The sequence below is a fragment of the Streptomyces alkaliterrae genome (assembly GCF_007097205.2).
GTDB classification, from domain to species: Bacteria; Actinomycetota; Actinomycetes; order Streptomycetales; family Streptomycetaceae; genus Streptomyces; species Streptomyces alkaliterrae.
Window position 1 is genome coordinate 1 of the sequence record NZ_VJYK02000001.1, and the last position, 21,711, is coordinate 21,711.

Consider the following 21,711-nt stretch of genomic DNA (forward strand, 5'->3'; position numbering starts at 1 on the left):
GTCCCCGACGTCCACCGAGCCCGCAGCGGCCACCAGAGGTCGCACGTCCCCGACAGCCGCGACGGACGCCCCGCCGCCGACCACCGGCCCCGAGCCCCCCGTGCCTTCCCTCACGCTCGGCGTCGGCCGTCGCGGGCCGGGCGGGCGGCTGCTCGGCGCCCTGGTCGCACGCGGCGGCCCCCGCCCGGCGGCCGACCTGTCGGCGTCCGTGTCGGTCTTCCTGATCGCCCTGCCGCTCTCCCTGGGCATCGCCCTGGCCACCGGCGCGCCGCTCCAGGCCGGCCTGGTCGCGGCGGCGGTGGGCGGCATCGTCGTCGGCCTGCTGGGCGGCGCGCCCCTCCAGGTGAGCGGCCCCGCCGCCGGTCTGACGGTGGTCACCGCCGAGCTGATCCAGATCTACGGGTGGCGCACGACATGCGCCATCACCGTGCTCGCCGGTCTCACCCAGCTGCTGCTGTCGCGGATCCGGGTGGCCCGTTCCGCGCTCGCCGTCAGCCCGGCGATCGTGCACGGCATGCTCGCCGGCATCGGTGTCACGATCGCCCTCGCTCAGCTGCACATCGTGCTCGGCGGGGACCCGGAGAGTTCGGCCATCGCCAACGTCGCGGCGCTGCCCGGCCAGTTGGCGAACCCGCATCCGGCCGCGCTCGCGGTCAGTGTGCTGACGGTCGCCGTACTGCTCGTGTGGCCGCGACTGCGCGGCCGCCTCGGAAGCGTCGTGCGGGCCATGCCCGGCCCGCTCGCCGCCGTGCTGCTGGCGACGGCGTTCGCGATCGTCGGCGGGCTCAGCCTGCCGCGGGTGGAGCTGCCGTCCTGGCGCAGCCACGCACTTCCCGAGATGCCGCACGGGCCGGTCCTGGGGATGATCGCCGCCGTGCTGACGATCACACTGGTGGCGAGCGTCGAGTCGCTGCTCTCCGCCGTCGCCGTGGACAAGCTGACCGCCGCCCGGGCGAAGAACCACGGCGGCCCCCGGATCCCCCGCGCCGACCTGGACAAGGAGCTGCGCGGGCAGGGCGCGGCCAACATCATCTCCGGCTCGCTCGGCGGTCTGCCGATCACCGGTGTCGCGGTCCGCAGCGCGGCCAACGTGCAGGCCGGCGCGGTGAGCGGCAACTCGGCGGTGCTGCACGGCTTCTGGATCGTGCTTGCCGCCGCGCTGCTGGTGCCCGCGTTGGAGCTCATCCCGCTGGCCACGCTCGCCGCCCTGGTGATGGTGGTGGGCATCCAGATGGTGAACATCACTCACATCCGCAGCGTCAGCCGGCACCGCGAGGCGCTGGTCTACCTGGCCACGACGCTGGGCGTGGTGCTGCTCGGCGTGCTCGAAGGGGTGGCCATCGGCATCGCCGTGGCGATCGCGGTGGCACTGCACCGCCTGGCCCGGACGCGGATCGTGCACCAGCCGGAAGACCCGGCGGCACCACCCGAGAACACGGAAGGGCGGGAGCCGGACGGCAACGGTGACGCCGCCCCGCCGTCGTCTCATCGGGTGGTGGTACGCGGACAGTTGACGTTCCTGGCGGTGCCGAGGCTGAGTCGGGCGCTCAACCAGGTGCCCGAGGGCTGCCCGGTCGTCGTGGAGCTGGACGGTTCCTTCATGGACCACGCCGCCTACGAGACGCTGCAGGACTGGCGGCACTCCCACGAGCTGCACGGCGGCCGAGTGGAGATCACCGGGCGGGCCGGAGGCCGCATCGCCGAGCCGGCGACCGCGCACCACTGCACGCCGTGGACGCCCTGGCGCAACCACCACTGCACACGCCCGGCACCGAGCGCCCCGTCCGCTCCCCGCCCGGAGCGGCGCGGACAACTGCTCGGCGGCGTACGGAACTTCCAGCGCAGGACGGCGCCACTGGTGCGCGAGGAACTGGCCCGGCTGGCACGCGACGGCCAGCGCCCCTCGCACCTCTTCCTCACCTGCGCCGACTCCCGGCTGGTCACGAGCATGATCACCTCCAGCGGCCCTGGCGACCTGTTCACCGTGCGGAACATCGGCAACCTCGTGCCACCGCCCGGCCGGGAGACGGGCGACCACTCGGTGGCGGCCGCCATCGAGTACGCGGTCGACGTACTCGGCGTGGGCGCCATCACCGTCTGCGGCCACAGCGGATGCGGGGCGATGCACGCCCTGCACGCCGGTCGCGAGGCGGGCCTCGACGGTGCCGGCTCGCTCGCCCGCTGGCTCGGTCACGGCCGTCCCAGTCTGGAGCGCGCGGCCGGTCTCGCGGGGCCGGTGCCCCGGTTGGCCGACCGCCCGACGGCGGACGAGGTGGAGACACTGTGCCTGGCGAACGTGGTGCAGCAGCTGGAGCACCTGCTGGCCCACCCACGGGTCGCCGCGCGGGTGGCCGACGGTTCGCTGGAGCTGCACGGCATGTACTTCCACGTCGGCGAGGCCCAGACGTACGTGCTTGATCTCCCGTCGGGCGCGCCGGCGCGGTCGGGCGGTTCGGAGCGGGGCGCGAAGGGGGTCCGTCCGGGGGATGGCGCCTCAACCGATCGGGTGGCGTCGTGCGCCACGGAAGAGGGCGTGCCGGAAGCCGGCGACGCACCCGTGTTCAGTCCGGTCCAGCCGGACGACGTACCCGTGTTCGGTCCGCTGCGGGCGGCCGACGGCGGCCCGCGCGGCGACGGCCGCACGGTCGGTGGGCCCGGCGAAACCGCCGGTGGGCCGTCCGCCGACCGTCGGGCCCGCCAGGAGTACCGCCCGTCGAGAAAGGTCTAAACCACTTGGCCGGGAACCCTTGTCAGAGCCCTGTGCGAGCTGCTGAGGTATGACCTGGGACACAGCGCACACCCTGGGAAAGGGAGATGTCGTGAGCAATGAGAGCCTGGCCAACCTGCTCCGTGAAGAGCGGAGGTTCGAGCCGCCGGCCCAGCTCGCCGCCGACGCCAATGTGACAGCCGAGGCGTACGAGCGGGCGAAGGCCGACCGGCTGGGCTTCTGGGCGGAGCAGGCCCGCCGACTCAGCTGGTCGACGGAACCGACCGAAACACTCGACTGGTCGAATCCGCCCTTCGCCAAGTGGTTCAAGGACGGCCGACTGAACGTCGCCTACAACTGCGTCGACCGGCACGTCGAGGCCGGCCACGGCGACCGCGTCGCGATCCACTTCGAGGGCGAGCCCGGCGACAGCCGCTCGATCACCTACGCCGAGCTGCGGCGGGAGGTGGCCAAGGCCGCCAACGCGCTGCTGGAGCTGGGCGTCCGCGCGGGCGACCGGGTCGCGGTCTACATGCCGATGATCCCCGAGACCGTCGTCGCCATGCTGGCGTGCGCCCGCATCGGCGCACCGCACTCCGTCGTCTTCGGCGGCTTCTCCGCCGACGCGCTCGCCACCCGGGTGCGGGACGCCGACGCGCGGGTGGTCATCACCTCCGACGGCGGCTACCGCAAGGGCGGCGCGAGCGCGCTCAAGCCCGCCGTCGACGAGGCCCTTTCACGCCCCGGCACCGAGAACGTCCGCAACGTGGTCGTCGTCCGCCGCACCGGGCAGGACGTCGACTGGACCGAGGGACGCGACCTGTGGTGGCACGACCTCGTCGAGCGGCAGTCCGAGGAGCACACCCCGGAGGCGTTCGAGGCCGAGCACCCGCTGTTCATCCTCTACACCTCGGGGACGACCGGTAAGCCGAAGGGCATCCTGCACACCTCGGGCGGCTACCTCACCCAGGTGTCGTACACCCACCACGCGGTGTTCGACCTCAAGCCCGACACCGACGTGTTCTGGTGCACGGCCGACGTCGGCTGGGTGACCGGGCACTCGTACATCGTCTACGGCCCACTCTCCAACGGCGCCACCCAGGTGCTCTACGAGGGCACGCCCGACTCGCCGCACAAGGGCCGCTGGTGGGAGGTGGTGGAGAAGTACAAGGTCACCATCTTCTACACCGCACCGACCGCGATCCGCGCCGCGATGAAGTGGGGCGACGACATCCCCGCGAAGTTCGACCTGTCCTCGCTGCGGCTGCTCGGATCGGTGGGTGAGCCGATCAACCCGGAGGCGTGGATCTGGTACCGGCAGCACATCGGCGCCGGCCGGACGCCGGTCGTCGACACGTGGTGGCAGACGGAGACCGGCGGCATCATGATCAGCCCGCTGCCGGGCGTCACCGCGACCAAGCCGGGCTCCGCGCAGGTGCCGCTGCCCGGCATCAGCGCCACCGTCGTCGACGACGAGGCGCGGGAAGTGCCCGACGGCGCCGGCGGGTATCTGGTGCTGACCGAGCCGTGGCCGTCCATGCTGCGCACCATCTGGGGCGACGACCAGCGCTATCTGGACACCTACTGGTCCCGGTTCGAGAACCGCTACTTCGCGGGCGACGGCGCCAAGAAGGACGACGACGGCGACATCTGGCTGCTCGGTCGCGTCGACGACGTGATGCTCGTCTCCGGCCACAACATCTCCACCACCGAGGTGGAGTCCGCGCTTGTGGCGCACCCGGCGGTCGCCGAGGCCGCCGTCGTCGGCGCGGCGGACCCGCAGACGACGCAGGCGATCTGCGCGTTCGTGATCCTGCGGGGCGCCGCCGCCGAGGAGTTGGAGGAGGGCGGACTGGTCGACGAGCTGCGGGCGCACGTCGCCAAGCAGCTCGGGCCGATCGCCAAGCCGAAGCGGATCCTGCCGGTCGCCGAGCTGCCGAAGACGCGCTCCGGCAAGATCATGCGCCGCCTGCTGCGGGACGTCGCCGAGAACCGGGAGCTGGGCGACGTGACCACGCTCACCGACTCCTCCGTCATGTCGCTGATCCAGCAGAAGCTGCCGAGCGCCGGCAGCGAGGACTGACACGGGGAACCTTCGGCGAAGGCGCCCGGGGCGGTCGGCGGACGCAGCCGACCGCCCCGGGCGTTCCGTTGGAAAGCCACGGCGCGGCGTGCCGAACCGACCACCAGCGACGCGTACCGCCGGGCGGTCCGGCATGATGTGACGGCTGGGTAGAACCATTGGCGTGCCTGAGACAGGAGTGAGCGATGAGCACAGCCGACCAGGACCGGGCGAGCCTTGGTGAGCTGGTGTCCAGGGCGACGGGCGACCTCTCGACGCTGTTCCGCGCGGAGTTCGCGTTGGCCAAGGCGGAGGTCAAGCAGTCCGCCGTGCGCGGGCTGGCCGGTGTCACCGCGCTTGTGGTCGGCGGGGTGCTGGCGCTGTTCTCGCTGCCGGTGTTCAGCTTCGCCGTGGCCTACTGGCTGCACGCCTGGTGGAAGGTGCCGTTGGCGATCGCCTTCCTGATCACCGGTGGCCTGATGCTGCTCTTCGCCGTGGTGTGCGCGTGGCTCGCCAAGCGGCTGATCCAGAAGATGCAGGCGCCGGAGCGGACGATCGCCTCCGCGAAGGAGTCCGCCGCCGTGCTGTCGAACATCAAGCCGCACCCCCGCGCGGCGTCCGACGGTGAGCCGGTCGACGGACGGTCGGCGACCGCCCGTGTCGAACAGTGACAGACTGCCCCGTATGACAGCCGTGCCCTCCGCCACCGCCCTCGACGGACCCTGGAGCCACCGAGACGTGGCGGCCAACGGGGCCCGTTTCCACATCGCCGAGATGGGTGAGGGCCCGCTGGTGATGCTCGTGCACGGCTTCCCGCAGTTCTGGTGGACGTGGCGGCACCAGCTGCCCGCACTCGCCGAGGCCGGCTACCGCGCCGTCGCCATGGACCTCCGCGGGGTCGGCGGCAGCGACCGGACCCCCCGCGGCTACGACCCGGCGAACCTGGCCCTCGACGTGACCGGCGTGATCCGCTCGCTCGGCGAACCGGACGCCGCGCTCGTCGGACACGGGCTCGGCGGCTACCTCGCCTGGACCGCCGCCGTCATGCGCCCCAAGCTCATCCGCCGCCTCGTGGTGTCCGCGATGCCGCACCCGAGGCGGTGGCGTTCGGCGATGCTGCGCGACCCGAAGCAGACTGCGGCCAGTGCCCACATCTGGGGCTTTCAGCGGCCGTGGCTGCCCGAGCGGCAGCTGACCGCCGACGAGGGCGCCCTCGTCGGCGAGCTGATCACCGACTGGTCCGGGCCGAGCCCCGACGCGTACGGCGAGCACGAGCTGGAGGTGTACCGGCGGGCCATGTGCGTGCCGTCCACCGCGCACTGCTCGGTGGAGCCGTACCGCTGGCTGGTCCGCTCGCTCGCCCGACCGGACGGCATGCAGTTCTACCGCCGGATGAAGCGCCCGGTTCGGGTGCCGACGCTGCATCTGCACGGCTCGCTCGATCCCGTGATCCGCGTCCGCAGCGCGGCGGGCTCGGCGGAGTACGTGGAAGCGCCCTACCGCTGGCGGCTCTTCGACGGATTGGGGCACTTCCCGCACGAGGAGGACCCGGACGGGTTCAACACCGAACTGATCGACTGGCTCGGGGACACCGAACCGGACCGCTGAGACACTTCGCGACCCCCACGCGCGCTTTGGGTTAATTCGCCTGTTTCCGTTACCTTTTGACCGGCCGCCAGGTAGGAACAATTGCCCGACGCATAGGCCGACAGGGTGAGCGGAACGCGATTACCGACCCGCTCCCCCGGGCAGAGTCCGAGGTATGGGCTGGACTCACGACTTCCGTGACACCTCTCGTGGCTCCCGGGACCGCACCGTCCGGGACAGCAACAGCACCGCCGACGCCGGCCAGTCCGGCAGAGGCGGCGCGCGGCCGAGGCCCGTCGCGACGCACACCGCTCACGCCACCCGCGACCCGAGGCTGGGCATCCCCCGCATCCTCCGCCGCCGGGCCCGCTGGGTGAGCGCCCGCCTACGACACACCCGGGGCTGACCCGCCGGGCCGGCTCGTCCGCCGGCGGTCGGACCGGGCCTGAGATCCAGGGCCTGTCCGGCCTAGAGGGCGCAGCCCTGGCTGTTGACGGGCTTCAGCGAGGAGCGGCCACGGGTCACGGTCTCCCGCACCTCGTCGTACGTCAGCGCGTAGCCGGTCTGCGGGTCCTCCAGCGACTTGGCGAACACGACGCCGTACACCTTGCCGTCGGGAGTCAGCAGCGGGCCACCCGAGTTGCCCTGCCGGACGGTCGTGAAGAGCGAGTAGACGTCGCGGCGCACCGAACCCCGGTGGTAGATGTCGGGCCCGTTCGCCTGCACTCGGCCGCGGACCCGGGCCGACCTGGCGTCGAAGCCGCCGTTCTCCGGGAATCCGGCGATGACGGCGTCGTCGCCGGTGGTCGCGGCCCCCTCCTCGAACTCGAGGGCCGGGGCGTCCAGACCCGGCACGTCGAGTACCGCGACGTCGCGCTCCCAGTCGTAGAGCACGACGTCCGCGTCGTACAGCCGCCCGACCCCACCCACCTGCACGGTCGGCTCGCGGACACCGCCCACGACGTGCGCGTTGGTCATGACGCGGCCCTCGGCGAAGACAAAACCCGTTCCTTCGAGTGACTTGCCGCAACTCACCGCCGTACCCGTGACCTTCACGATCGAACGCCGCGCCACGGCGACCATCTCACTCCCCGCCAGCCTCGGGTCCGGCTCCGGCACGGCGGTGATCGGCTCGTTGGCGAAGGGCGAGAAGACCTGCGGGAAGCCGTTCTGCGCGAGGACGGAGGAGAAGCCCGTGAACCAGGTGTCGGCGTTCGCCGGCAGCGCCCGCGAAACCCCCTGCAGGACCGAGGAGTTGCGCACCTCGCGGCCGACCGTCGGCAGGGAGGTGGTGGCCAGCGCCGAACCGATCAGCCAGGCCACCAGCAGCATCGCCAGCACGTTGGCCAGGGCGCCGCCCGTCGCGTCGACCGCGCGGGCCGGGGACCAGGTGACGTACACCCGCAGTCGGTTGCCCACCTGCGTGGTCAGTGCCTGCCCCACGGACGCGCAGACGATCACCAGCACCACGGCCGCCACCGCGCCCAGCGTGCCCGGGGACACGTCGCCGCCGAGCTCACGCCACAGCGGCGGCAGCAGCAGCACCGCCACCAGGCCGCCGCCGAGGAAGCCCACCACCGACAACACCCCGACGATGAACCCCTGCCGGTATCCGATCACCGCAAACCACACGGCCGCCAGCACCAGCAGGACGTCCAGCACGTTCACCGCGTCAGCCTCGCCTCTTCGCTCTCGCCCGATGGGGGCGCTCCTCGCCAGGGGAGGAGGTCGCTCACTCGGCGCGCGCCTCGCACGGTGCGCGCCGCCTGCCGGCAGTCGGTCAGGTGTGCCGCTCCAGCGGCATCGTGCGCTCCCGGTCCCACGGCCGCTCCCAGCCCACGTGGTGCAGGATGCGGTCGATCACACCGGCAGTGAAACCCCACACCAACGCGCCGTCGACGAGGAAGCACGGACCGCGGTAGCCGCTCGGGTGGACAGCCGTGCCGCGGTTCGCCGGGTCGGCCAGCTCCGCCACGGGGACGGTGAAGACGCGGGCCGTCTCTCCACTGTCCACGGCCGCCACCGGGGTGGGCTCGTGCCACCAGCCGAGCACCGGCGTGACCACAAAGCCGCTCACCGGGATGTAGAGCTTCGGCAGCACTCCGAAGACCCGCACTCCGGACGGGTCGAGGCCCGTCTCCTCCTCCGCCTCACGCAGGGCGGCGCGCAGCGGACCGTCGCCCTCCGGATCGCCGTCCTCCGGGTCGAGCGCACCGCCGGGGAAGGACGGCTGACCCGCGTGCGACCGCAGCGTCGAGGAGCGCTCCATGAGCAGCAGATACGGATCCGACCGCGTCTCGCCGACGGGAGCGCGCCCGGCCGGCTGGGCCGCCGCGTCCCCGAACAGCACCAGCACCGCAGACTGCCGCCCGCCCTGCGACGGCGGCAGGAAGCGCGTCAGCTGCTCCGGCCGAAGCCGACCGGCGGCCTCCGCGACCGGCGCCAACCAGTCCGGCAGCCCCTCGTCACTCACCGGCACGGCCCGCCGCTGCGCCGAACCGGCCGGACCGCCGCGCCCGCCGCTCACCGGCCGGCCAGGGGCGGAGCCGCCCGCCCCGGGTAGTCCGGCGGCGGCTTGAGCCGCTGGCCCGGCTGACCGCCCATCTCGTACTTGAGCAGCTTCCGCGCCTTCTCCTCGTCCGTCTCGCCGACGCCGTACGACGGGCACAGCGGCGCGATCGGGCAGGCCCCGCAGGCCGGCTTGCGGGAATGGCACACACGGCGGCCGTGGAAGATCGTCCGGTGCGAGAACATCGTCCACTCCCGCTTCGGGATGATCTCGGCGATCTCCGCCTCCACCCGCTCCGGGTCCTCCTGCTCGGTCAGCCCCCAGCGCCGGACCAGCCGACCGAAGTGGGTGTCGACCGTCAGCCCCGGCACGCCGAAGGGGGTCGACACATTAGCACCATGGTTCGGATCACCCGCCCGGCTTGCCTCACAGGCGCACGCGTTGCCAGACACTACGAACGCAGTCTTCCGGCCGACACCAGGGAGTTTCACCAGTTCAGCAAGGGTGCGTGGCACCATGCCGTCATGATCGGCGACGATGACTGCCGCGAGCCGGGTGATACTCCGAGTCTTGTTCCGGAAGAACCCCGTAGGCCGAATCAGTCCCTCAACGTCTGCCGGGTCGGCCCCTGCCAGATCAGCCGGGCGCGGGTACTTGGCGAACAGGGCAGGCGTCACCTGGTTCACACGTAGGTCTGTCGTCTGCGCACTGAGCACGGTAGCCAACAACAGTTGCCACGCGTTCACGTGGTCCAGCTCGCAGTGTGCGTATGGGTATGCCTCGGCAAGAGCACGGTTGATGCGTCGTGCTCGCCGGACGAGAGCTAGCCGGGTCTCTTCCGCCATACGGGCCAGCGTACGGGGCACAGAACGTCTCTGTACTGCCGTCTAAGCAGACAGGAGAGCCCCGCCCATGCGCCACGGGGGCAACGCACGGACGGGGCCGTCTCGGGGGCTCACACGCTGCGCATCGTGCTTTGCTCCCTCATCCTCCCGAGTGACGCGTACGGTCGCTGGGGAGGGCACTGCGCCCCGTTTCAGCCGCTCGACCTGTCCAGGGTTGCTACGGCTGAAACGGGAGTCTGCGCCCGTCGTGCGGGGCTAGGCTCAGGTGCATGGCTGAGCCCTTCGTCAACGCTGATGACCTTGACCATCCGGCTTGCGGTATCTGTCCGTCGAAACGGCTGCCCCGGTCCGGCTTTGTGGTCTATGACCGGCCGACCCGGGAGTGCCCGTTCAATCCGGCTGACGGATTCCGCTATGCCACGGATGGAATGCCCGCGTGCGTGCACCCTCACAAGTTGGGGCTTGAGCCTGATCGGATCGCGCCGCCCCCGATTCCTGTCGATACGGGGGCGGCGGACCCTGCACCGCCTAAGCGGCCGTGGTGGCGTCGCCTAGCGGGATCGAAACCTTCTTCCCGCGCTCAGTGACGCCGATTCCGGCATAGACCTTGTCCAGCACCTTGCGGCGGCGCTCCGTCTCGGCTGAGCCAATCCAGTAGCGCGGGTCGACGCTGCCGAACGCCTTTTCGTAGCACTGGTGCGTGTAGTCGCCGTGGTCCCACGTTCCGCCCCCTGCCCCTTCCTCCATGTCCGTCATGTGGACGAACCGGATCTTGAGGCGGTCTTGCATCCTGCACAGCAGGGTGAATTGAGCGGTGAGCGCGTGGCTCATCACGTCGACCGGCACGGGGAGCGGGAGTTCCGCCGCCTTCTCGTCGCCGTCCGTGAGTTCGTACACGGCGGATTTCAGCGCCATGGCTCGTGTGGTTGCCGCGAAGAGCGCGGGCGCGTCGGCAATGGCGTCGTAGTCGCTGATGATCGGGTACCCGGTGTAGTCCGTCCAGTCGGACGAATACTTCGCGCACGTTTCCCAGAGTCGGGAAAACTCCGGGTCGGCTTCCATGGCAGCGAAGATCTCGCGTGCCCGCACCGCCACCTTGTCCGGTGCGGGACGTGTGGTTGTTGTGGTCACTACCTCTCCTTTGCGGTTCGGTTGCGCCTTGCGCCCCTCGGTAGAGGGAGCGAGCCCGGGTGGAGTCGAACCACCAGCCGTCACCTTCGTGCGGCGCCGCATGCGGGCCCCGTTCGTCTTCTTACTCGGTGTGCTCACGTGGGGACGCGCATAGTGCGGCGCGGAGCTTCTTGACCGCCTGGTCTACGTCGTCGACGCGCATGTTTCCCAGCCGGATCATGGTGTCGTCACGGATGCATTCGCTACAGGGGTCGATAATGTCTAGGTCGTCAAGTTCGATACCGATCCTTTTCAGTTCGATGTAAAGGGTGTTCGCCACCCTTTCGGCGCGCTTCCTTTCGTCAGTCTGGAAACTCAGTCCGGTCATTGTGCGTCTCCTCATGCTGCCGCGTAACGGAGCGGCGTTATTTTCCAGTCGGTCACGAAGTTGATGGTGATAGGCCGCGCGGAGAGCGAGTAGGAAACGTCAACGTCGCAGAACCCGAAAATCCGGTCGGGGCCGCCTACCGTGACGCTGAGGGGGCGCCCTTCCGTCAGAGCGTCCAACTGTGCCGCCTGGCGCCGAACGTCGCCCGCCCACACACGTAGGTCTCTTCCAGGGTTCGGGTGGTCGTCGGCGCTTTCGCGGAGGCAGTGTGGCGGAATCGGCCCGGCACCGGGGATTGGGTCCAGCGCGTTGGCCAGGCGCCCGGCTTGCCCACTCAGCCACCGAACCGCGAGACGTGGCGTGGTGGCCCGGTAGCTGCTCAACCACCACTCAGCGGACGCGGAGGCACGCGCCACGACTTCGCACCAGTACCCGTCAACCAACTGTGTCACTGTCGTGCCCCTTTCGGGTTGTGGGCGGGCGGCAGTAGTCGCAGTCTTTATGGAAGGGCGACGGGGGGTGGTACGGGCCCGGCAGGAAGACGACACCGGATCGGAGGTCTTTCGCTCCCCCGTATTCCGTCCACCACCCTTCGGGGCTTCCCTCCCACGCGGTTCCCTTGTGGGGGTCCGGTCTGGCGCCGGTCACAGTAGCCGCCCCAGGGTGCCGAACCGTCGACGTGCGGCAATGTCACGTGCGATACGGGCGCGAAGGTCCGCCAGTGCGGAATCGGATCGGTCGCGCTGGACGTTCGGCGGCTGCTTGAGACTGCATGCGGGGTCGGGGCACTCACACGGGCCGAAGTCGGCGGAGGGCAACGCGTCGAACGCGACGCGTTCCGGGTCTACGTGGTGCCTTACGGGCTCAACGTCCGGCATGCTCTCACCTCCTGGCCGGAGGGCGGTTGCAGCCTCACCCAGTGCGTCTACGTGAGGCGCTAAGGGGGTATCAGCCATGGGTATGCCCTGCCGTCGTACGCGGTTGCTTACACAACAGAAAGCTTGGCTTCTGGGCACGGTCGGCAATACCGTCTGATGTCCCCAACGCCAGTAGGGGACATTGCATATTGAGGAGTCATATGCCGCAACCACCAAGGGAGTTGACCCCGGAGCGCTCGGCGCGGCACCTCTTCGGGGCGAAGCTCCGTGCCTACCGGGAGGGCGCGAAGATGAGCCTTGAAGCGCTCAAACAGGTGGTCAACCTGAGTACCAGTCATCTGTCACGCATCGAGAACGCAACGGCCATGCCCCCGCCGGATCTGCCGCGCGCGCTGGACGCGTGCTTCGGTACTGACGGGATCTTCGTAGAGCTCTACCGCCTGTGCGCCCGGGAAAGCCACCCTGACCAGTTCCAGCGGCGCATGGAGCTTGAGGCACGCGCGCGGCTAGTGCAGGAATACAGCGGCCAACTCGTTCCGGGCCTGCTCCAGACAGAGGCGTACGCGCGCGCTCAGTTCCGGGAGCATGACCCTAAGGCCGCACCCGACGAGGTAGACGAGCTGGTGACCGCACGCATGGCGCGGCAGTCCCTTGTGAATCGGGCCGATCCTGCGGACTACACCTTCGTTCTTGATGAAGCCGTCATCCGGCGACGGTTCGGCACCGCCGAGGAGTGGCGCCACCAGCTTGCCCGCCTAGAGGCTGCTGCCGACACCCCGAACGGCACCTTGCAAGTCCATCCCTTCGCCCGGGGCGGCCATGGCCTGATGGGCGGCTACCTGAGCTTGCTACACCTGCCCGATGGCACCGCCGTGGCCTACGAAGAAGCCATCACGACAGGGTGGTTGCTCGAAGAAACGCATGAGGTGATACGGCGCCAACGGGCATACGATCGCCTCACAGCCTATGCGCTGACGCCGTCTGAGTCGGCGGCGCTCATCCGGTCCGTGATTGAGGAGATAGAGCCATGACCCCAAGCCGCCCCTTGGTATGGGTGAAGTCGAGCTACAGCGGCAACGGTGGCGCCGCATGTGTCGAGTGCACCCCCGGCACCGCCCCCACCGGTGCAATCCACGTCCGTGACAGCAAGCAGGAGAACGGCCCGACGCTTCGTCTGTCGGTCGCTGCCTTCGCTTCCTTGGTGGAGTTCATCAAGCACGACGGCTGACCCGCGCCACGAACTGAGCCCCGTCACCCTGAACTCAGGAGTGACGGGGCTCTTGGCGTTCTCGGGTCAGTTGCTCCGGGCCAGGTTTCCGGCTGTCGGGCGGGCGGTGTCCGGCCAGGCAATCCACGGGTCAGAGTCGGGCGTATAGGTGTGCGTGGCGTGGGACACGTGCCATCCGTAGACGCCTACCGTGCCCAGGGAGGGCAGCAGGTGAGCCGTGATGCGGAACTGAGCAATCCGTTTGGGGTTGAGTAGGTGGGTGGCCAGGTGGCCGTATGTCCGCATGACGCGGGTCAGCTCCCGACAGCTGTAGACACACTCACGTCCGGCAGGATTCAGGCGCTCAAGGGGCCGCCAGACCCCCCGGCCGTCCTGCTGGACGTAGGCGCTCAGCCGTAGCTCGATAGTCGGTCCGCCAGTCGTAGTGACCACGGGATCTCCCCCCCTTACCGCGTACACTCGTGCGCGGTGTCCAGTAATTTGGACAGTGAGTGTCGCACACGTTGTTGAAGGTTGTCCATGAATTTGGACACCATGTGGAGGTGTGGTGGTGGAGACGTGAGTGATCGTTGTCACATAACGAGCCTGCGGCAAGAAGGAAGGAGCGGGCGCCATGGCCGATCAACCGCACTTGTTTGAGCTTGTACATCGGCGGCGCGTTGAGCTTGGCCTCAGTCTGCGCCAGGTAGAAGACCGAACCATTAACGCAGGCAGCGGCGAACCGATCGTGAGGAAAAGTTGGCTTGATCGACTAGAGAAGCGGGCCGGTGTCAAGGCCCCAAGTCCCTTGATGCTTAGGGCACTTTCGCGCGCCCTAGAGCTTCCACTAGTGAAGGTTCAAGAGGCGGCGGGTTTGGAGTTCTTCGAGCTTGAGCCCCGCCGCAGCACCGACGGGGAAGTCCGTGCACTGGTAGCGCACTGGGAGGAGATGAGCACGTCCGAACGGGCAGAGCTGACCCGTGTGCTCGATCAGTTTGCGCAGCGCCGCCGTGACCGGAAGAAGTAGGGGCCGCTCAGGAGACATGCACGCGTCTTCCCGCTGGTTTACCCTGACTGTCCAGTAAGACGTGTTTGTGGGGGTGCCTGCCCGTGGTTGCGAGTTTTGATCACCGCGTAGAGATCGTGGATGACTTGCCGGTTTTGATACAGCCGTTTGAGTCCTACGGGGAACTTGTGTGGCTTGTGCGGCGCGACGAGATGACCGATCGGCTTTGTGAGCAAGTCAACCACTACCTAACGTTCTGGGCGCACTCCGGTCTGTCCGCACAGGGTTGGTACGACACGGGATCAGTGACTCAGCTCACAGATGCGGCGGGGTCTGCTATCGAGTGGATTCGCATTGAATTCGTGGGCGCGGACAAGCTACCGGCAGGGACTCTCGCTGAGCCCCGCAGAGAAGGCGACGGCTTTGTCTGGCGCATTCTCCGGGGCGAGATGACCGAAGACCTTCGGAAGATAGTAGAAACTCTTCTCGCCCGGTATCTCCAAACCGGTGCACTGCATCAGGAATGGGGAGAGCCCGACGCTCCGTAGATCCGGGAAACACGAAAGGGCCGTCTAGATACCTAGACGGCCCTCTTGTGTGCTGCGAGTCACTATTCTACGGATGCCCACAGTTCCGCGAAACGGTCCTTTGCCTTGCTGCGCACGACGCGCACCTGATTGAGCGGTATTCCGTAGTCGCGCGACAGTTCTTCGTCTCTCTCGGTGCCGTAGTAGTCAACCGGGATGATTCCGGTCAGCGCCATGAGCACTACGCGTTGCTGCTCCCCCATGCGCTTGAGGGTGCGACGAACCTTGACCCCCGTCTCCTTACGTCGTGCTTTCTCGTAGTCACTAGGCTCCAACAGTTCGACCGGTACGCCACTGTCGGCGGCAAGCGTGTCTACGAGCGTGACCGTCTCGCCGCTCTCGCTCTCCCCCAGGGGTGCGTCAAGATACTCAAGACCCTGGTAGCTCAGTCGGGCCGCATAGGCGGTTTCGGCACTGAGTCGCCGGTCCCCCATGGCTTCCGTCGTGGTGGCCAACCATTCAGCTTCGTATACGTCGCCATTGGCCAGGGAGAGCGCCCGCTCAAATGCGGCGGCGACGGAACGTGAGACCCCCCGCCGGGTCTCACGCTTACGCGCGTCGCTCATTGCCCCTTTGAGCGTCCGGTCCATGAAGGTGAAGAATTCAGCCACGCTGACGCCGTTGAAGCGGCGCAACCCTTCCCAGACGGCTATCCGGCCTATCTGCGCCAGGTCGTCGGTCAGCGCGTGGTCGGTGCGTCCCGCGCCGGTCGCGTACCGCCATGCCAGTTGGTTGACGCGCTCTTCGGTGGCTTCCACCACGGCTGCTACGGCGGAAAGGTCGTTTGCCTGAGCTGCGACTATCTGCTCTTCGGTGAGATCTATCAAGGGGTGCTCCGCGTATTCCTGGGCTGTTCGCACTCCCGGGGGGAGCGCGGGTGTTGCCCGGAACGGGGCGGAGCGCGCTAGACCGTTTGGTGACCTGATTCACCGATGCGTCTGGACATGCAGGGGCACGACAAAGCCCCGTCCGGGACGCTCCGAACGGGGCTTGCGCATTGCCTTCGTCGTTGCGTGGCGCTGAACCTAGGTAGGCAGACAGGCGCCAGCAACGGCCTTGATGACAGGTGTGACCGCTTGTCTTTTGATTGGGTTGTAGAGAGCCGCGAAGGCGAGACGATCACTCACACTCGGGAAGGAGCGACGCGGCCTCCTCTCCCCCTTAGGGAGTACGCGGGTCACACGTAGGTAACGGGGCACCGACTCACGTGAGTCGGTGCCTCCTAGTAGGTGGCGCCGTAGAGGGACCCCCATGACCGCTTTCCGATTTCGGCTTCCGCGACGATGGGAACGCCGAACAGGTCGAACGTCATCGCGCGCTCGAACTCCCGCGCGTAGTCCTTCGCTTCACGTTCCGGAACTGACGCGAGGATTTCGTCATGAATCGGCAGGCGCATGGCATCGAGCAGACCGGCGCTCTCGGCGTTGATAAGGGCTTGCCCAAGCAAGTCCCTTGCCGCTGACTGGCATTGGTAGTTCACAACGGCATAAGCCCGGTCACGGTCCAGTGGCATTCGCCTGCCGGTGGCCGACACGGTGACCATGCCGGTTGCCCGTGCTTCGCGTTGCCAACGTGCGGATGCTCGCCGGATCTCTGGGAACGCGTGGTCGTAGGCGGTTACCGCCCGGCGGATCTCGTCTTCACTCGCACCGGTCTGCCGGGCCAGCGTGGAAATGCCCCCCCCGTACACTTTGCCGAAACCGGCTCCCTTGTAGAGTTTGCGGTCTTTCTCGGTGGCCTCTTCACCCTTGATGAGTTGAGCCGTGAACATGTGAATGTCGAAATCTCGCCCGCCCGACTGAAAGCCTTCTTTCATCCGGCGCACGTCGGCCAGCGCTGCCAGCACCCGCATTTCTACGGCCTGAAAATCAGTGCTCACCATGACGTGACCTTCGTCAGCAAGAAGGCACCGACGGATCATCTGATCCGATGACGGCAGCGTTTGAAGTGCCGGACGCGTAACACTCATCCGACCCGTGCGCGCGGCCATGGAGTTGATGAACGGATGGACCCTGCCGGATGAGTCCACGGTCTCTAGGAACGTCTCCGCATACGTTGAGCGCCATTTACCCGCACGCTTGCTTTTCAGGATTGCCTCAGCCAGCGGATTAGGAGTGCGAACCCCAAGGCGTTTCCATTGCAGGTCCATGTCTGCAAGCGCAAGTAGCACGGCCTTGTCTATCTTGACGGCCCCGCCTGCCGTCCGCTCCGTCAGCGTCTCCCCCATGCCGGTGAGCGCTTCCGTTATCTGCTTGTTGGAGTTGACCGACTCGACCCCGTACCGCGCGGCGATACCCGCATACTCCTGCGCATCCTCCCTGAGTGCGGCGTTAAGTTCATGGGTGAACGGCACATCAAGGATGAGCCCCCGCCGCTGCATATGGGCACAGATACGGGATATCTCATGCTCGTAGTCCACCAGCCTTTCCCGAACGCCGAGTCGGTCGAGGGCAGCGGAGAGAATCGGAGCAAGTCGCGCCGTGAAGATTACGTCTAGCCCCGCGTAGAGATTCAACAGGGGGTGATCTAGCGGGATGCGGGCAAAGCCGTTCGCCTTCGTGAGTCCCAGGGACCGGAAGACGCTTGTGAGGTCCCCTTGAGCGTCTGGGGCCGTGCGGTCCACGTAGTACGCAGACAGGGGCTTGAGCGCTGTCCCAATGCCCCCTTCCTGGGGTTGGCGTGGGTCCACAAGAGCGGCCATTACGCGCGTGTCCCGCGTTCGTGGCGCTAGGTCTTCCAACGCAATGCCCGCGTGCCGGTCCAACACCAGCCAGTCAAAGGCAGCGTTGTGGATCAGGAACCGGCGAGCCTTGCGGAGAACCTGAGCGGCAGCACGCCGGAAATGCCCCCCGCGCTCCCAATGGATTACCCACGCTTCGGAGGCGTCGCCAAACTGAATGGTGCGCAGACAGAACCCATCACTGAATACGTCAAGTCCACTCGTTTCAGTGTCGAGCGCGATTGCACCCCGCACGGTTGCCCGCTGAGCCCATGCCGTGAACTGGTCTAGTTCCTCCGTGGTTTGAGGTACGCGGATGGCCACCGAGTCACCGGCGACCCTGTGTCGATAGACGCGCATTCACTACCCTCCCGAGACAGGACAGGCACCGACTCACGTGAGTCGGTGCCTGTTTTGGATGTGGGTTACTTGCCGAAGACTCCGGGCCCGCCGGGGGTTGGCTCCGCCGGTCGTATGCCGTTCAGGGAGACGCCCGTCCGCTTGACCGTGCGAATCACCCCCCGCTCTTCGAGGGCCGAATAGAAGGTGCGGCGCGTCCACCGCTCACGCTGCGGCAGGTTCTCCGATTCACACCAGTCGAGATAGGTAATGAATGCCTCATTGCCGTGCATGATGCCGCTTTCGTCGAACTCAAGGACGCCGGGCAGGAATCCCGCCAGTGCGTCACTGGTTCTCCGGTATTCGGCGCTCGCTTCCGTAATCCCCTCAGGGTCACGAAGACCACCCCGGTACCATTCGACTGCCCCGCGCACTGCCCACGCTGCAATGCCTTCGGCTTCTCGTAGCAGCTTCATGTCTAGCCCGTGGTCTCTTTCATGCGGCGCGAACCACCGCGTAAAAGGCAGCAACTTGACGCGCCGCCAGAGACCTTCATCTTGGCCCCGAAACTTTGGTCGGTGGTTAGTGGCGAGAAGTAGCAGGAACGTAGGCTTGAAGGTGAAGAATTCTTGCCTCAGAAATCGCGCGGCGATTTCGTCCTTTCCGGTCACTCTCTTTAGCACGCTTTCAGACATTGGCTTGCCCGATTCACCTTCGGACGCCATGACCAGCCGTGCCCCGCGAAGTGCCGCGAGGTCGTTGGGGATACCCCCGGATGGCTTCTCTTCGAATGTGGCGAAGGGAGTTGTGCGGCTGACCGCACGAAAGACCGAAGTAAGGGTTTCCGTTGCTACGCTCTTTCCGTTGGCGCCCTTTCCCCAGAAGACACAGAAACACTGTTCGCTGGTGGCGCCAGTGATGCCGTATCCGATGAGACGCTGAAAATACGCGGGCAACTCCGGGTCACTGGGGAAGATTTCCTGAACGAACTGTTCCCAGCGTGGACATTCGGCGTCCGCGCGATAGTCGAGGTCTAGCTGATAGGTGAGCATGTCACGCGGGTCGTGCGGCTGGAGTTCGCCGGTCCTGAGATTCACTGTGCCGTTCTTGAAGCTCAGCAGATCCGGGCGGCTATCAAACTCGGATGCGTCCACGTGGACCAGGGGGACGCTCCGCAGTTCCCGTAGCAGGGCCTCAATGCGGGAAGTCATGGTGAAGCCCCGCGCGGCTTGTGTTTCGCCGACCAGGACGAGAGCCGCCCCCATGCGGTGAATCTCCTGCCGGACGCGGACTTCTGACCGCTCCCATCTCTGGCCGGTCCACACGTAGAAGCCCAAACCGGGCGCATAGCGAATACCACCGTTCGACCACGCTACGAGCGCGTGTGCGTTCATGGCGTCGGATTCGCCGTACCTGGCGATGACCCCCGCAAGGATGCGCGCGGCTTCCGTGCCCTCAGAGCGGGTGACCACGTCCGTACCGGTGCGGTCGGTCACCTCTACCGCCACTGCTTGCGCCTTCGCTTCCTCTGCACCGATAACCGCTTGCGCCGACTTGACGGCATGGTGAAGGGCTGGTGGAAAGGCTTTATGGTCCCGCCCCCGCCAATCGGTCATGTCGTCGCCCTCATGCGGAATAGGTAGCCCGTAGACCTCAATCCCGTACGGCTTGAGACCTTCGGCAAGGGAAAGGTTGAAGGTCCGTCCTGCTTGGTCGTTGTCCCCAGCGGCGATTACCTGAGTGCCCCGGAGTCCTTCAGCCAGCTCCGCCAGTAGCTCAGGGCTTCCGGCGAGAGCAGCACCCCGGATGACCACCGCGTCATATCCCACCGCAACGGCTGTAAGGCCGTCTCCGGGCCCCTCAGAGACGATGGTGACCCCATAGCCGCCCTGCCCCCTCAGAACGCCGTACGGGGCCCACCGCGCCCCTTCGGGATTACTCAGGGATACCCACCGCCCAGGGCACTTCCCGCTGAGGTCCCGCCCCTGGAGACCACGGGCTACGCCGTTGAAGTCACAGAGCGGCACGGTGAGCCGGGGGAATCGAGTGAACGCCCGTGCCCGGTAGGGGAAGTTCAGCATCGGAGCGCCGTTGTCCGCACCGAGCCGAAGGTCTGCGGCCGTGTCGGCATCAATACCGAACCGCTCGTGCACGTACGCCATGGCGCGCGTGCCGACTGGTGAACCGTCGTGGAACAGGTCCCCGGTGCGGGCAACGTATGTGGCGAGTGCGGCTGTCGGTCCGGGGCCTACGAGAGTCGGGCGCTTACTGGGGATCGTCGCACCGGGGCCCGTGGCGTCGAACAGGTCTTTCCACGCCAGGCGAACGGCGTTGATGACATCCACGGTTGGGCACCCTGCCCGACACGTAAGGCGAACCTTGCCATCGTCGCCGCGCCAGATACGCAATGACGGGCGAGAGTCCTTGTGTGCGGGGCAGAGTGCGAGATATCCCCCGTCTCCATATTCGGTCACATCAGCGAACCGGGCGAGAATGTGAGTGAACTCCATGGCGTAATGCCTCCTTCGGTTACTCGCCCTTGAGCGCGACGGTTGCCTAGACACGACCGTCACCCTGTGTCGATTCCGCGGGGCCCGGCATGTCCGTTTTCACCAGACCTGATCCCATGCCGGCGGCCCCGCGGTTCTTACGGAGCGTGACGACGGTCGCGCACGTCCTTGAGTAGACGCGCGAAGGCTTCTAGATCCGTCGTCATGTACCAACGCCCGGTGTCGAGCCCCCGAAGCGACGGCAAGAACAGGTACCGATCCGCAAACTCCCGCGTCCCCATCTCCAGCGAACGCCGCACCCGGGTCCACGTCCGCACTCCGAAATGCACACTGCCCCGCCGAACGTTCTTCCGGGGAATCTTGACTACAGCGACACCGAAGGGGAAACCCGCGTGAACGGCCTCAATCTCCCCCTGTCGCACGAAAGTTGGGACACTGGGGCGCTTGACGTTCTTGCACTCCAGAACGAAGGGCACCGCATGCACGTCACCAACGTCGGCGGCGCCTTCTTGCGCGGGTCTCCGGACGTTGTGAGCGTCGAACGGGTCGCGGAGCTTCCCGCTTTCGTCTACCTGCCCTAGAGCGCTATTCAGGTAGTCGCGCACGTCGCTCTCCCAGGCAGTTCCTTTGACTTTGTTCGGATTAGCCATGGCGGCACCACCGAGCATCGGCCCCCCGGGCAATGGCGCCCGCTATGGCGTCTACGTATCGACCCCAGTCGGAGCGCTCTTGCACTCCGGGGCTCATCCACACCGTGTCCCCCTCCCCCATGCGCCGCACGTCCCCCAGCGCCGGGGCCACATGCGTCGTGATGCTGCGTTCCATTCCTCCCCCTCCCACCGACTCACGTGAGTCGGTGCCCGGTACGCGAAAGGGCCGGACAGTGCCCGCGTGGGGTGCTGTCCGGCCCTTGTTGGTTGTCAGTCGTGTCCGCCGTTCGCCATGATCAGACGCGCGTGTTCGGCGCTTATCCATTCGCTCCGCATGGTGCGTCTCTTCGCGAAACCGCTTTCCGTGCCGGTCGGCTGCACCTTGAGCATCGGGCGCAGCCTGCCGTCTACGAGAACCGCTGTGACGCGCTGAATGATCGCATCCGACACCCGTACCCGGTTTCCCTGACGTGTCGCGTAGTTGATGAGGTCACCGGGGTACAGTTCTTCCCCCGCGTAGTCGGTTACCACGCCTCGCTTACCCAAATTCGGGCCCTTCGTCATCGTCCACGCCGAAGCGTCGACGCCGCTCATGTATCAGTGCTTT

At 67.3% G+C, this 21,711-nt stretch carries 19 protein-coding genes and 1 pseudogene; 9 read left to right on the forward strand and 11 right to left on the reverse strand.

Translation table 11 applies throughout. From position 1 onward, the window contains the following. From FNX44_RS00005 to FNX44_RS00025, 5 genes are all read left to right on the forward strand, one after another. Window positions 1-2,728, forward strand: a 2,728-nt coding sequence (locus tag FNX44_RS00005; RefSeq protein ID WP_438948023.1) for a bifunctional SulP family inorganic anion transporter/carbonic anhydrase, incomplete at its 5' end; no start/stop codon positions are given. A 91-nt stretch (window positions 2,729-2,819) separates the two neighbouring features. Then, the gene (gene acs / locus FNX44_RS00010; protein WP_143645639.1) at window positions 2,820-4,790 is read left to right on the forward strand and encodes an acetate--CoA ligase; all 1,971 of its coding nucleotides are present in this window, start codon (window positions 2,820-2,822) and stop codon (window positions 4,788-4,790) included. Between the two features lie 185 nt (window positions 4,791-4,975). Continuing rightward, entirely contained in the window at window positions 4,976-5,440 is a 465-nt protein-coding gene (locus FNX44_RS00015) for a phage holin family protein (protein WP_143645641.1), read from the forward strand. Window positions 5,441-5,453: 13 nt separating this feature from the next. Then, window positions 5,454-6,377 carry an alpha/beta fold hydrolase gene (locus tag FNX44_RS00020; RefSeq protein WP_143645643.1) on the forward strand — a complete coding sequence of 308 codons (924 nt, stop codon included), beginning with the start codon at window positions 5,454-5,456 and terminating at the stop codon, window positions 6,375-6,377. 154 nt (window positions 6,378-6,531) lie between these two features. Further along, window positions 6,532-6,762 carry a hypothetical protein gene (locus FNX44_RS00025; RefSeq protein ID WP_143645645.1) on the forward strand — a complete coding sequence of 77 codons (231 nt, stop codon included), beginning with the start codon at window positions 6,532-6,534 and terminating at the stop codon, window positions 6,760-6,762. 62 nt (window positions 6,763-6,824) lie between these two features. On the opposite strand, the gene FNX44_RS00030 is transcribed toward FNX44_RS00025, so the two are convergent. The 5 genes from FNX44_RS00030 to FNX44_RS00050 form a co-directional block, all read right to left on the reverse strand. Beyond that, window positions 6,825-8,024, reverse strand: a complete 1,200-nt coding sequence (locus FNX44_RS00030) for a MarP family serine protease (protein ID WP_143645647.1) — start codon at window positions 8,022-8,024, stop codon at window positions 6,825-6,827. 112 nt (window positions 8,025-8,136) lie between these two features. Next, window positions 8,137-8,883: an NUDIX hydrolase gene (locus tag FNX44_RS00035; RefSeq protein WP_143645649.1), complete on the reverse strand. Its 747-nt coding sequence runs from the start codon at window positions 8,881-8,883 to the stop codon at window positions 8,137-8,139. After that, complete coding sequence (locus FNX44_RS00040; protein WP_323368970.1) at window positions 8,880-9,731, reverse strand: endonuclease III domain-containing protein; 852 nt, start codon at window positions 9,729-9,731, stop codon at window positions 8,880-8,882. Before FNX44_RS00040 ends, FNX44_RS00035 begins: the two co-directional genes overlap by 4 nt. A 507-nt stretch (window positions 9,732-10,238) precedes the next feature. Next, window positions 10,239-10,841: a hypothetical protein gene (locus tag FNX44_RS00045; protein ID WP_323368971.1), complete on the reverse strand. Its 603-nt coding sequence runs from the start codon at window positions 10,839-10,841 to the stop codon at window positions 10,239-10,241. A 121-nt stretch (window positions 10,842-10,962) separates the two neighbouring features. Further along, complete coding sequence (locus FNX44_RS00050) at window positions 10,963-11,208, reverse strand: hypothetical protein (RefSeq protein WP_143645654.1); 246 nt, start codon at window positions 11,206-11,208, stop codon at window positions 10,963-10,965. Window positions 11,209-12,286: 1,078 nt separating this feature from the next. Between FNX44_RS00050 and FNX44_RS00055 the strand changes: the two genes are divergently transcribed. The 4 genes from FNX44_RS00055 (at window position 12,287) to FNX44_RS00070 (ending at window position 14,847) form a co-directional block, all read left to right on the forward strand. After that, window positions 12,287-13,117, forward strand: a complete 831-nt coding sequence (locus tag FNX44_RS00055; RefSeq protein ID WP_143645658.1) for a helix-turn-helix domain-containing protein — start codon at window positions 12,287-12,289, stop codon at window positions 13,115-13,117. Continuing rightward, window positions 13,114-13,314, forward strand: coding sequence for a DUF397 domain-containing protein (locus FNX44_RS00060; RefSeq protein ID WP_143645659.1), 201 nt, complete (start codon window positions 13,114-13,116; stop codon window positions 13,312-13,314). Before FNX44_RS00055 ends, FNX44_RS00060 begins: the two co-directional genes overlap by 4 nt. A 613-nt stretch (window positions 13,315-13,927) precedes the next feature. Next, window positions 13,928-14,320 carry an XRE family transcriptional regulator gene (locus FNX44_RS00065; RefSeq protein ID WP_143645661.1) on the forward strand — a complete coding sequence of 131 codons (393 nt, stop codon included), beginning with the start codon at window positions 13,928-13,930 and terminating at the stop codon, window positions 14,318-14,320. A gap of 83 nt (window positions 14,321-14,403) precedes the next feature. After that, the gene (locus FNX44_RS00070) at window positions 14,404-14,847 is read left to right on the forward strand and encodes a hypothetical protein (RefSeq protein ID WP_143645663.1); all 444 of its coding nucleotides are present in this window, start codon (window positions 14,404-14,406) and stop codon (window positions 14,845-14,847) included. Between the two features lie 62 nt (window positions 14,848-14,909). Here the strand turns inward: FNX44_RS00070 and FNX44_RS00075 are convergent, their stop codons facing one another. From FNX44_RS00075 to FNX44_RS00095, 6 genes and pseudogenes are all read right to left on the reverse strand, one after another. Next, the gene (locus FNX44_RS00075) at window positions 14,910-15,713 is read right to left on the reverse strand and encodes a sigma factor (protein WP_153506648.1); all 804 of its coding nucleotides are present in this window, start codon (window positions 15,711-15,713) and stop codon (window positions 14,910-14,912) included. Between the two features lie 395 nt (window positions 15,714-16,108). Further along, window positions 16,109-17,305, reverse strand: coding sequence for a DNA polymerase (locus tag FNX44_RS28670; RefSeq protein ID WP_323368973.1), 1,197 nt, complete (start codon window positions 17,303-17,305; stop codon window positions 16,109-16,111). Between the two features lie 39 nt (window positions 17,306-17,344). Beyond that, window positions 17,345-17,965 (reverse strand): annotated as a pseudogene (locus FNX44_RS29810) (3'-5' exonuclease family protein); the annotation flags it as partial. Window positions 17,966-18,030: 65 nt separating this feature from the next. After that, a complete protein-coding gene (locus tag FNX44_RS00085) occupies window positions 18,031-20,289 on the reverse strand; it encodes a phage/plasmid primase, P4 family (protein ID WP_323368974.1) in 2,259 nt (752 codons plus the stop codon). Window positions 20,290-20,591: 302 nt separating this feature from the next. Then, window positions 20,592-21,059, reverse strand: coding sequence for a hypothetical protein (locus FNX44_RS00090; RefSeq protein WP_143645671.1), 468 nt, complete (start codon window positions 21,057-21,059; stop codon window positions 20,592-20,594). Window positions 21,060-21,374: 315 nt separating this feature from the next. Next, the gene (locus FNX44_RS00095; RefSeq protein WP_228449484.1) at window positions 21,375-21,698 is read right to left on the reverse strand and encodes a hypothetical protein; all 324 of its coding nucleotides are present in this window, start codon (window positions 21,696-21,698) and stop codon (window positions 21,375-21,377) included. Window positions 21,699-21,711 lie beyond the last annotated feature (13 nt).